This is a genomic window from Pseudomonas sp. CC11G (assembly GCF_056174845.1).
Genome location: NZ_JBWBZC010000038.1, coordinates 19,393 through 29,972, shown reverse-complemented (window position 1 = coordinate 29,972; position 10,580 = coordinate 19,393). Strand labels below are relative to the sequence as shown.

The following is a 10,580-nucleotide window of genomic DNA, read 5'->3' as shown; positions in this document are numbered from 1 at the left end:
TGTGGCGCTGGTGTGCATGGCGGTGCTGTTGCGCCAGGCGAGCTACGATGTAAAGCGCGAACTCAAGGCGGCACAAGCGGTGGTCGAGTACTGCGCGAAGCCGCGCAGCGCGACCCCGCCACCCTCGAATCGCAACTCACCCACAGCCGCGCATGTGCGCGTGCACTGGACCATGACCCGTAACCGTCGCCGATTCCCTGGACACCTGGCTGGGCGAACGTCTGTATCCCGCCGCTAAACAATTCGCAGAAACCCCTGCAGCTGGCCGATGGCCGCGAAGTGCTGATCAGCGTCGACCCGCAGGATGAGATCGACGAGGTCTGGGATTCACTGACCCAACTGCTGGTGCTATTCGGCCTGTCGCTGGGGCTTAGCCTCGCGGTGATTCGCTGGGCCGTGCGCCGTGGTTTACGGGTGCTGGACGAATTGATTGGCGGCTTGCAGCAAGTGTCCCAGGGCCAAATGCAGGTGCGCTTGCCGGTGCATTCGCTGCACGAATCCAAACAGCTGGCTGAGCACTTCAACCAGATGGTCAGCACCCTGGAACAGGTGCAGGCCGACAACCGCGAACTCACCCAATCGCTACTGGCGCTGCAAGAACACGACGCAAACAGCTGGCCCTGGCGCTGCACGACGACATGGGCCAACCTCACCGGCATCCGCGCGCAGCTGTTGTTGCTGCGCTCCATGACCCACCAGAACCGGCCATGGCCGCGACCCTGCGTAGCCTGGAAGTGAATGCCAGCATATGCAGGAAAGCTTTCGCGGCCTGATTCGCGACCTGTACCCCATCGTGCTGAGCGTCTGCAACTGGGCGAGGCCATCGAGTTGCTGGTCGCGCAATGGCAACAGGCGCAAGGCATTCGCTGCGACTGCAGATGGGCAGCCAGTTGCCGGTGATGGAAGCAGCGCAGCAGGCACATTTGTATCGCCTGTTGCAGGAAGCGCTGACCAACGTGGCGCGGCATTCCGGGGCCAGTCAGGTGAATGTGCGGCTGCACCGGCGCGGGACGCGATTGGCGTTGCTGGTGAGTGATAACGGCAGCGGCGCTGAACGTATTCCACGACCGGGTATCGGGCTGCGCTCCATGGGTGAGCGGGCGCGGTGTTTGGGAGGGCAATTGCGATTGCGCACCGGCCGGGGAACGGTTGGTCGCTCAGGTTAAGTATTCCAGCACCGTAACCGCTTGGTGTTGTAGGAGCCAGCTTGCTGGCGAACCCTGGAAACGGCGTTCTTCCGGTCAACCGCTTCGCGAGCAAGCTCGCTCCTACAACAGCAGCGAAGCGCAGGTAACTAATAACACGAGGTAAACCATGAAAATCCTGCTGGTAGACGACCACGCCGTAGTCCGCCAAGGCTACGCCAACCTGCTGCAAGGCCTGCTCCCCGAGGTGCAGGTCAGCGAGGCCGCCAGCGGCGAAGAAGCCCTGCAACTGGTGCCCGGCCTGATCCCCAATCTGGTGATCATGGACATCAGCCTGCCTGGCATCAGTGGCCTGGAAACCACCCGCCGTCTGCGCCAGCGCCTGCCGCAATTGCGCGTGCTGTTCTTCAGCATGCACGACGAATTGCCGCTGGTGCGCCAGGCCCTGGATGCCGGCGCGGCGGGCTATATCACCAAAAGCTCGGCGCCGGAAATTCTGGTGGAAGCGGTGCGCCGCATCATGGCCGGGCATGCCTATATCGAGCAGCCGTTAGCCACCCAGTTGGCGTGCAACCCAGGCGAGCAAGACCCACGGCTGGGCAGCATGTCGCAGCGCGAATTCGAGATTTTCGTGATGCTCGCCAAAGGCACCCCGGCGCGGCAGATTGCCGAGCAGTTGTGTATTAGCGGCAAGACCGTGTCGAACTACCTGACCTTGTTGAAGAACAAATTGCAGGTGAGTTCACAGGCGGAGTTTGTGCATTTGGCGATTGATACGGGGATATTGCGGTCGCGGTCGTAGGGCGGATAACCGCGTCGCCGCGTACACCGTGAATCGGCGGATATCGCCAAGGCGATATTCGCCCTACATCCTTTAATCCCATCCCGCGGGGCAATCCGTACAGCCCACCATATTGGTCCCCTGAAACGTCGCGTAATGCCGGCGCGCCCCGGTCAATACAGCGTTTTCCAGGTTGGCATCGCTGATCTTGGTCTCCTGCATATTGGCGTCTTTCAGGTTGGCACCTTTCAAATCACTGCGGTTCAGCCAGCTCATTTCCAGGTCTGCCGCCGTCAGGTTGGCGTCGTGCAGCTTGGCCCCGTTCAAGCGGGCGAATTCCAGATAGGCCGCGGTCAGGTCTGCGCCTTGAAACTGCGCACCCTGGCCAAACAACCCCCAGCCTTGCACGGCCAGCAGCTTGGCGTTGGAGAGATCGGCCACGCGCAGATTGGCCTGCTGCAAACTGGCGCGGGTCAGGTTGGCGCCTTGCAGTTGGGCTTTTTCCAGGTTGGCCAGATCGAGGTTGGTGTGACGCAAATCGGCGCCTTTTAAGTTGGCGCCGGCGAGGTTCATGTTGCTCATGTCCTGGTTACGAAGATCAGCGTTGTGCAGATCGGCACCGGGGCATTGGCTGTGGCTTTCGATACGACAACCGTTGATGACCAGCACGCCGTCGTCATCGGCGTGGGCGAGGGTGCCTAGGCACAGCAGTACAACGGGAAGTAGCTTCATGGCGAGGTTCTCAAGACAGGTAAACGGCCTGTAGGAGCGACCTTGGTCGCGAAGCTCGTGATCTTTAAGAGCTTCGCGACCAAGGTCGCTCCTACAGGGGAACGTGTGGTTAGCGCTTGGCTGTGCTGTTATCCCAGCTCGGCAACTTGAATACCCAGAACGATCCGCCTTGTGCTACTGGCTTGGTCAGCTCGGCCATATCGCCGCCCCACAGCGGCACCGCGCCGCCGTAGCCGACGGTCACGCCCAGGTACTGCTCGCCGTCCTGTTCCCAGGTGATGGGCGGGGAGACGATGCCGCTGCCGGTCTGGAACTTCCACAGCTCCTTGCCGGTTTTCGCGTCGAAGGCTTTGAAGAAGCCATCACCCGTGCCGGTGAACACCAGGTTGCCTTTGGTGGCCAATACGCCGGCCCACAGCGGCAGGTGTTCGTTGTGTTCCCACACCACTTTGCCGGTGGTGGGGTCCATGGCGCGCAGGCTGCCGACGTGGTCGTCGTACATACGCTTGATGCGGAAGCCCATGCCCAGGTACGCCGAGCCTTTCTTGTAGCTCACCTCTTCGGTCCAGTAGTCCTCTTTCCAGTTGTTGGCCGGAATGTAGAACAGGCCGGTGTCCTGGCTGTAGGCCATCGGGTTCCAGTTTTTGCCGCCCAGGAACGGAGGCGAAACCTCAACCGGTTTGCCGTGTTTTTCACCCGGCTCTGGCAGCGGCGGACGCTGGCCGGGGTTTTCCACCGGGCGGCCGGTTTTCAGGTCGATATGGCTGGCCCAGCTGATGTTATCCACAAACGGGAAGGCGTTTTGCAGCTTGCCGTTGGTGCGGTCCACCACGTAGAAGAAGCCGTTGCGGTCGGCGTGGCCGGTGGCTTTGACGGTTTTTCCGTCTTTGCCTTTGTAGTCGAACAGCACCAGTTCGTTGTTGCCGGAGAAGTCCCAGGCATCGTTCGGGGTGTGTTGGTAGAACCACTTCACCTCGCCCGTGCTCGGGTCTACGCCAACCTGGCCGGAGGTGTAGAGGCTGTCGTAGTCGTGCGGGTTGCCGCCTTTGGAGGTGCGCGCCCAGGTGTTCCACGGGCCCGGGTTGCCGGCGCCGACGATGATGGTGTTGGTCTCGGCATCAAAGCTTGCGCTCTGCCACGGGGCGCCGCCGCCATGGCTCCAGGCATCCACTTTGCCGGTCGGGGTGCTTGGATCATCCGGCCAGCTCGGCGCTTTTACGTCGCCGGTCACGGTGCTGTCTTTGCCATTCAGGCGGCCCATATGGCCTTCCACAAACGGGCGCATCCATACCTCGTCGCCAGTGTCCGGGTCGCGCGCATACAGCTGGCCGACCACGCCGAATTCATCGCCGGAGCTGCCGTGAATCAGCAGGGTCTTGCCGGTCTTCTGGTCCTTGATCAGGGTCGGTGCGCCGGTCATGGTGTAGCCGGCGGTGTGGTCGCCGAACTTCTTGTTCCACACCACTTTGCCGGTGTTTTTATTCAGCGCGACCAGGCGGCCGTCGAGGGTGCCGAAGAAAATCTTGTCGCCAAAAATCGCGGCGCCACGGTTAACCACATCGCAGCACGGGCGAATGTCGTCGGGCAGGCGGTGGTTGTAGGTCCACAGGCGTTTACCGGTTTTTGCATCGAGGGCGAACAGCCGTGAGTAGGAGGCGGTGACGTAGATCACGCCGTCGCTGACGATGGCCTGGGATTCCTGGCCGCGCTGCTTTTCATCGCCAAAGGAATACGACCAGGCCGGGGTCAGCTTGAACACGTTCTTGTCATTGACCAGCGCCAGCGGGCTCCAGCGTTGGGCGTTGGTGCCCAGGCCGTATTGCAGCACATCGTTAGTGGTTTTGTGGTCGTTGGCGATGTCTTCCCAGGTTACGTCTTTTGCCACGGCGCCGGCCGCAGCGGCCAGGCCACCGGCCAGCAGCAGGCCCTGGCACAAGCGGTTCAGGGTAAAGCGCGGGCGGCGCCCGGAGGAGGTGAACGTTCTTATTGTCATGGTGAGTATCCCGTTGTGGTCGGTAGGCCAGATGGCGATCTGGCGAGGCAAATGGTGGAACCACACGCCTTTGCACCGATACGGAAAAACTCCCGCCCATGCCGGGAAGAGTTCCCAGTGCGGGCCTCAATTGGGCCTGCTACGAAAACCATCCATGGGCCTCCTGCGGCTCTACTACCAAGGAAGTAGACCAAGAGCGCGAAAGCAGCATACGGCGTGGGTAGAGCCGTTCTTACCATGGCCCCACCAGAAGGTGTGAAAACTACTGCGCCCGGTTAGGCGGCGTTAAAAACAGATTCAACATGCTCATTGGCTACAGCCAACTGCGCTGTTTCGCCTGTTTTTGCCTTGCCTAACCTTCGCTCGCTACGTTTTCACACCTTCTGGTTTGGCGCTTATTGCCTTGCCCAGCATCTCGAAGAGGATGGTTTCAATGAATAACAACAATGCCCTGCGTAGCCTGATTTTGCTTGCTGGTATCGGCTTTGCCGGCCTGGCCCTGGCCCACGGCGATGTCACCCCGCAAGCCGTCAACACCGAAGGCCTGGAGCCACTGGGCAAAGAGTGGAAAGACACCAACCCCTACCGCGCCCCCTACGCCAAGAACGCCTTGGCCGTGGAAATCGGTGCCTCGGCCTACAACCAGAACTGCGCGCGCTGCCATGGCCTGGAAGCCAAGTCCGGCGGTATTGCCCCGGACCTGCGCATGCTCGATGTCGGCGCCGAAGGTGATGAGTGGTTCAAGGAGCGCGTGATCAACGGCGCGGTGCGCGATGGCGCCGTGTATATGCCGAAGATGGCCGACTTCATCAGCCAGGAAGGCTTGTGGGCGATCCGTAGCTACCTCGACAGCGTGCACGTAGACGAGTAATCGCCATGCGCTGGCTACCGACCATTGTGTGTTGGGTGCTGTGCCTGTGCGTGCCGCTGGTAAGCGATGCGCGGGTGCGGCCCTATGACGATATCGTCGCCTCGGGCGTGCTCAAGGTAGCGGTGTACGAACACTTCGCCCCCTACAGCTTTGAAGAAAATGGTAAAGCCCGTGGCGTGGATGTCGACCTCGCCCAGGCCCTTGCCGACAGCCTCGGCCTGAAGCTGGAGTTGCTGTGGATTGTGCCGGGCGAAAAGCTCGACGACGACCTGCGCAACTTTATCTGGAAAGGCCATTACCTGCGCCCCGGCGTGCTCGCCGATCTGATGCTGCGGGTGCCCTATGACAAGGACTACCGCAGCCAGCGCAACGACGTCGGCGAGTTGGCCAACGAGCAAGTGGTGATGTTCGGCCCCTACCAGCGCGAGCGCTGGCAGGTGGTGCACGACACCCGCCGTTTGCCCAAGGTCGACAGCATTGGCGTGTTCCGCCTGCACCGTATCGGGGTAGAGCTGGAGAGCGTGCCGTCGTTCTACCTGTCCACTGTATTTGGTGGCCAGCTGAGCGCCAACACCGATCACTTTCCCACCACGGCAGCCGCGTTCGCCGCCATGCAAGGGAAAAAGGTCGATGCGGTGATGGGCCTGCGTGGTGAGCTGGATTGGCTGATGTTCAATGCCAAGGACGCGGCGCTGAAGGAGTCCGACAACACCTATCCCAACCTCGGGCAGCCGACCTGGGATATCGGCATGGCCGTGCACGAAAGCAACCGCCAGCTCTCCAACGCCATCGATATGCAAGTGGAAGACATGATCAACGATGGCCGCATGGCCAAGTTGTTCGAGGCGTATGGCGTGCATTACGAGTTGCCGGGGCTTTATCAGGATGTTCAATAAGCGGTGTCTATTGGGAGAGGCTTTCAAGATCAAAAGATCGAGGCTAAAGCCTCTCCCACTTCAAACGCGGACGACTGTGGGAGAGGCTTCAGCCTCGAGTTTTTAGGGCCATCCAGGAGAGCGCTTATGCGCAAGGTGTTAATGCTCGGCCTGCTGCTAAGCCTCCACGCCCACGCCGACCCAGGCAAAGACCCCATGCCCTCGGTGATGTGGCAGTTCTACCAGCAGAAAATGCTCGGCGATAAACCTTTTGTGTTTGACGACAAGGTGGTGCTGCAAGCGCCGCCCTTCGCCGAAGACTCCCGTCAGGTGCCGATCCAGGTCGACGCCCGGGCCTATGCCGGGCAGGTCGAAAAGATCATCGCCTGGGCCGAGCTCAACCCCATTCCACGCATCTTCAGCTTCGAACCCGGCCCGCAGGTGCAGCCGCTGTTGGCCATCCGTATTCGCGTTGAACAGGCCACGCCGATTCGCGCGGCGGTGCTGACCAAAGACGGCGTGTGGCATGTCGGTTCGGTGTGGGTGGAAGCGGCCGGTGGCGGGTGCACGGCGCCCAGCGTGGTACGTGCGCAGGATGGCTGGGAAGAGCGCCTGGGGCAGATTCATGCGGCGCGGTTTATCCACGGCAATGACTCCCGGCTGCGCCTGCGCGTGGACCATCCGATGGATAACGGCATGGTGGGCGGGGTGCCGGAGTTTTATCTGGACCAAGCGCAGCTGCGCGATGAGAAAGGCCAGGTGCTGGCGAATATCGAACTGTTTCCTGCTGTGGCGGAAAACCCGGTGATCAGCCTGGAAGTGCAGGGGCATGATCAAGCGCGGTTATGGCTGCGTGATAACAGTGGTAATGAATTTGAAGGTGAGCTGTAAGAGCAAGAGCATCGAGGCAGAAGCCTCTCCAGGCCGCCTTCGTCAACTTCACCAACGTCGACCCGACGATGCAATTCAGCGCGGTGCGTTAAACCGCCAAGGAGTCAGGCATGCGCTTGTGGTGTTCACTGTTACTGCTGGCGCTTGCCGCGCACGCTTCTGCCGCGCAGGACTACCACCTGCAACCGCGGCGGATCGCGGCGGACACCTGGCTGCTGGAAGGCAGCCGGGATAATTTCGATAAAACCAATGGCGGTAACATCGTCAACACCGGGTTTATCGTCACCGATGCTGGCGTGGTGGTCATCGACACCGGCCCCTCCAAACAATATGGCGAGGCCATGCGCCACGCCATCGCCAGCGTCACCCAGCAGCCAGTCGTGCTGGTGCTGATCACCCACCATCACCCCGATCACGCCCTGGGCAATCAGGCCTTTGCCGATGTGCCGATAGCCGCGCTTGAAGGCACGACCAAACTGCTGGCCGAGCAGGGCAACGCCATGGCGGAAAACATGTACCGCCTCGTGGGCGACTGGATGCGCGGCACCGAGGTGCTGTTGCCGACCGAGACCGTCACGGCGGGTGAGCGCCAGGTGGGTAATCACCGTTTGCGGCTGCTCGCTTTGAGCGGCCATACCGGCGCCGACCTGGCCATTCTTGATGAGAACAGCGGCGTGCTGTTTGCCGGTGATTTGGTGTTTTACGAGCGGGCGCTGACCACGCCCAACAGTCCGGGGCTGGATGTATGGCTCAAAGACCTGGATACCCTGCAGGCGCTGCCCTGGAAACTGATCGTGCCCGGCCATGGCCCGGTCGCCAGCGACGCCGCGCCTTTTGCGCAGATGCGTGATTACCTGGGCTGGCTGGACGGCTTGCTGCGCGATAGCGCGGCCAAAGGCCTGGACATGAACGAGGTGATTCGCGCGCCGATTCCACCGCGTTTCGATGGGGTGAACCTGTCGCGGTATGAGTTGATTCGCAGCGTGAGTCATCTGTATCCCCGCTATGAGCAAAACGATCTTCCACAGGTAAAACCCGCCCCGTAGGAGCCAGCTTGCTGGCGAAGTTTTTCAAGATCAAAAGCTTCGCCAGCAAGCTGGCTCCTACGGGACCGAGGTGAGGCCTCAAACCTTCAAAGTACTGCTACCAACGAACTAAGAAATTGCGCACAGCGGGCAATTGTTGAACAGGCGCTGCAAACCAAGAATCTGCGCCACATCGGGAAATTTTCCCGAATGACAACAACAAGCCCGCAGAGGTAGACGCAATGAAGCTCACCGGTCTCACCCAGCCTTTCCTTCGCACCACCATGTGCATGGCTGTCACCCTGGCCAGCCTGTCGGCATTCGCCGGCGTGACGGATCAGGACATCAGCGACAGTGGCAAGCGCAACGACCAGATCGTGGTCAACGGCCTTAACCAGGCCGGCCAGCGCTACAGCACCCTGGACACCCTCAACACCAGCAACGTCAAGGAACTGCGGCCGGTCTGGGCGCTGTCGTTTGGCGGTGAGAAGCAGCGCGGTCAGCAAGCGCAACCGATGATCAAAGACGGCGTGATGTACGTCACCGCCTCCTACTCGCGGGTGTTTGCCGCCGATGCGCGCACCGGTAAAAACTCTGGCAATACGACGCCCGTCTGCCCGACGGCATCATGCCGTGCTGCGACGTGATCAACCGCGGTGTAGCCCTGTACGGCGACCTGGTGATTTTCGGCACCCTCGACGCCAAGCTCGTGGCCCTGAACAAAGACACCGGCAAGGTGGTGTGGAAGAAAACCGTGGCCGACTACAAGGCCGGTTACTCCATCTCCGCCGCACCGCTGATTGCCAAAGGCAAGCTGATCACCGGCGTGGCCGGCGGTGAGTTCGGCGTGGTTGGCAAAATCGAAGCCTACGACCCGAGCAACGGCGAGCTGCTGTGGACCCGCCCCACCGTGGAAGGGAACATGGGCTACGTATACAAAGACGGCAAAGCCATTGAAAGCGGTATTTCTGGCGGCGCCCCTGGCAAAACCTGGCCGGGCGACCTGTGGAAAACCGGCGGCGCGGCCCCATGGCTGGGCGGCTTCTACGACCCGACCACCGATTCGCTGCTGTTCGGCACCGGTAACCCGTCGCCGTGGAACTCGCACCTGCGCCCCGGCGACAACCTGTTCTCCTCCTCGCGCCTGGCGCTGAACCCGGAAGACGGCTCCATCAAGTGGCACTTCCAGACCACCCCGCACGACGGCTGGGACTTTGACGGCGTGAACGAACTGGTGTCGTTCGACTACCAGGACGGCGGCAAAACCATCAAGGCGGCAGCCACTGCCGACCGTAACGGCTTCTTCTACGTGCTGGATCGCACCAACGGCAAATTTATCCGTGGCTTCCCGTTCGTAGACAAGATCACCTGGGCCAAAGGCCTGGACAAAGACGGCCGGCCGATCTACGACGACGCCCACCGCCCAGGCGAGCCAGGCGCCGAGAAAAAAGGCACGTCGGTATTCGTGGCGCCGTCTTTCCTCGGTGGCAAGAACTGGATGCCCATGGCCTACAGCCAGGACACCGGCCTGTTCTACGTGCCGTCCAACGAGTGGGGCATGGACATGTGGAACGAAGGCGTGACCTACAAGAAAGGGGCCGCCTACCTGGGCGCCGGCTTCACCATCAAGCCGCTGAACGAAGACTATATCGGCGTGCTGCGCGCCATCGACCCGAAAACCGGCAAGGAAGTGTGGCGCTATAAAAACTACGCGCCGCTGTGGGGCGGTGTACTGGCCACCAAAGGCAACCTGGTATTTACCGGCAACCCGGAAGGTTATCTGATGGCCTTCGACGCCAAGACCGGCGAGAAGCTCTACCAGTTCAACACCGGCTCGGGCGTGATCGCATCCCCGGTTACCTGGGAAATGGACGGCGAGCAATACGTGACCGTGCTCTCCGGCTGGGGCGGTGCAGTGCCGCTGTGGGGCGGCGAGGTGGCCAAGCGGATCAAGGATCTTGATCAGGGCGGGATGATCTGGACGTTCAAGTTGCCGAAGGAGTTGGTGGCGAAGCACTGATGGTGATGTGAGCGAAAAGCCCGGCTTATGCCGGGCTTTTTGATTTATGGGTTGCTGATGGATTTATGGAGGGATCTCAGACTCTGGATCCCAGCATGCGCTGGGATGACGGAGGTTTTTGCCCAATCCCCCGTCGTCCCAGTAAAGGCTAGGACCCAGAATCTTGCAGGAGTACACAGGGCCCGAAGCCCCGCCATCTACTACCAAATGACTAACCCGCCCATGCCATCGGCGCATTCCGACCGCT

At 61.1% G+C, this 10,580-nt stretch carries 7 protein-coding genes and 2 pseudogenes; 7 read left to right on the top strand and 2 right to left on the bottom strand.

The features are described 5' to 3' along the window. Window position 1: 1 nt before the first annotated feature. Window positions 2-1,183 (top strand): annotated as a pseudogene (locus AC0V2S_RS25985) (sensor histidine kinase). A gap of 131 nt (window positions 1,184-1,314) precedes the next feature. Next, window positions 1,315-1,947 carry a response regulator transcription factor gene (locus AC0V2S_RS25980; RefSeq protein ID WP_475512235.1) on the top strand — a complete coding sequence of 211 codons (633 nt, stop codon included), beginning with the start codon at window positions 1,315-1,317 and terminating at the stop codon, window positions 1,945-1,947. Window positions 1,948-2,019: 72 nt separating this feature from the next. Here AC0V2S_RS25980 and AC0V2S_RS25975 read toward each other — a convergent pair whose 3' ends face one another. Together AC0V2S_RS25975 and exaA are read right to left on the bottom strand one after the other, a co-directional pair. Continuing rightward, on the bottom strand, window positions 2,020-2,658 hold the full coding sequence (locus AC0V2S_RS25975) for a pentapeptide repeat-containing protein (protein ID WP_475512234.1): 639 nt from the start codon (window positions 2,656-2,658) through the stop codon (window positions 2,020-2,022). A gap of 109 nt (window positions 2,659-2,767) precedes the next feature. Further along, a complete protein-coding gene (exaA, locus tag AC0V2S_RS25970) occupies window positions 2,768-4,651 on the bottom strand; it encodes a quinoprotein ethanol dehydrogenase (protein WP_475512233.1) in 1,884 nt (627 codons plus the stop codon). Between the two features lie 433 nt (window positions 4,652-5,084). On the opposite strand from exaA, the gene pedF reads away from it, so the two are divergent. The 5 genes and pseudogenes from pedF (at window position 5,085) to AC0V2S_RS25945 (ending at window position 10,333) form a co-directional block, all read left to right on the top strand. Further along, the gene (gene pedF / locus AC0V2S_RS25965; RefSeq protein ID WP_475512232.1) at window positions 5,085-5,522 is read left to right on the top strand and encodes a cytochrome c-550 PedF; all 438 of its coding nucleotides are present in this window, start codon (window positions 5,085-5,087) and stop codon (window positions 5,520-5,522) included. Window positions 5,523-5,527: 5 nt separating this feature from the next. Continuing rightward, window positions 5,528-6,418: a substrate-binding periplasmic protein gene (locus tag AC0V2S_RS25960; protein WP_475512231.1), complete on the top strand. Its 891-nt coding sequence runs from the start codon at window positions 5,528-5,530 to the stop codon at window positions 6,416-6,418. A 141-nt stretch (window positions 6,419-6,559) separates the two neighbouring features. Beyond that, window positions 6,560-7,288, top strand: coding sequence for a quinoprotein dehydrogenase-associated SoxYZ-like carrier (locus AC0V2S_RS25955; RefSeq protein WP_475512236.1), 729 nt, complete (start codon window positions 6,560-6,562; stop codon window positions 7,286-7,288). A gap of 110 nt (window positions 7,289-7,398) precedes the next feature. Further along, a complete protein-coding gene (locus AC0V2S_RS25950) occupies window positions 7,399-8,334 on the top strand; it encodes a quinoprotein relay system zinc metallohydrolase 1 (RefSeq protein ID WP_475512230.1) in 936 nt (311 codons plus the stop codon). A 221-nt stretch (window positions 8,335-8,555) separates the two neighbouring features. Beyond that, a pseudogene (locus AC0V2S_RS25945) lies at window positions 8,556-10,333 on the top strand (methanol/ethanol family PQQ-dependent dehydrogenase). Window positions 10,334-10,580: the final 247 nt, after the last annotated feature.

Coding starts and splice junctions, on each gene's coding strand:
- AC0V2S_RS25955 (WP_475512236.1), top strand. CDS start 6,560: ATGCTCGGCCTGCTGCTAAGCCTCCACGCCCACGCCGACCCAGGCAAA.
- AC0V2S_RS25980 (WP_475512235.1), top strand. CDS start 1,315: ATGAAAATCCTGCTGGTAGACGACCACGCCGTAGTCCGCCAAGGCTAC.
- exaA (WP_475512233.1), bottom strand. CDS start 4,651: ATGACAATAAGAACGTTCACCTCCTCCGGGCGCCGCCCGCGCTTTACC.
- AC0V2S_RS25950 (WP_475512230.1), top strand. CDS start 7,399: ATGCGCTTGTGGTGTTCACTGTTACTGCTGGCGCTTGCCGCGCACGCT.
- AC0V2S_RS25975 (WP_475512234.1), bottom strand. CDS start 2,658: ATGAAGCTACTTCCCGTTGTACTGCTGTGCCTAGGCACCCTCGCCCAC.
- pedF (WP_475512232.1), top strand. CDS start 5,085: ATGAATAACAACAATGCCCTGCGTAGCCTGATTTTGCTTGCTGGTATC.
- AC0V2S_RS25960 (WP_475512231.1), top strand. CDS start 5,528: ATGCGCTGGCTACCGACCATTGTGTGTTGGGTGCTGTGCCTGTGCGTG.